The 510-nt window shown below is 44.9% G+C and carries 1 protein-coding gene and 1 pseudogene; both read left to right on the top strand.

The features are described 5' to 3' along the window. Positions 1–84 (top strand): annotated as a pseudogene (locus R7040_RS30170) (delta-VPH); the annotation flags it as partial. Positions 85–163: 79 nt separating this feature from the next. Continuing rightward, positions 164–510, top strand: a 347-nt coding sequence (locus R7040_RS30165; RefSeq protein WP_318098152.1) for an AMP-binding protein, incomplete at its 3' end; no start/stop codon positions are given.

Below are 510 nucleotides of genomic sequence, written 5' to 3'. Positions count from 1 at the left end.
CAACCGCGTGTGTTAGCTGGCAATTTGCAAAAAGGACTCGAACGCCTTCGATTAGTCCAAGAAAGAAAACGCAAACAAGCCTAGATAGAAAAGTAAACGTCGTTAAAAACGCAAACACAACCACAACAACTTGGTTAAACACAACGCAGAATATAGGTGATGTATGAATATTCTCCTCGATGCCATTACAAAATGGGCAAAAACGACACCAGATCGAGTAGCACTTGTCGGCTACGAAGCGAATCAAACGGTTGAACTGACTTACTCTGAATTGTTAAACAAGATCGAACTCGTTGCCGCCGAGCTTATTGCACAGAACATCAAAGCACTCGCGCTACGCGCAGAAAACAGCATTGATTGGGCCATTGTTGATTTGGCGGCGATGGCGGCAGACATAGTCGTCGTGCCTATTCCGACTTTTTTCTCTGATGCACAAGTTGAACATACGTTAGAGCAATCAGGCGTCGATGCTTTAGTTGGCGATTGGCAAGTATGGTTGGCTTCTCATCT

Source organism: Vibrio sp. 1069, assembly GCF_033340555.1.
This window is presented reverse-complemented; position numbering and strand designations above follow the sequence as displayed.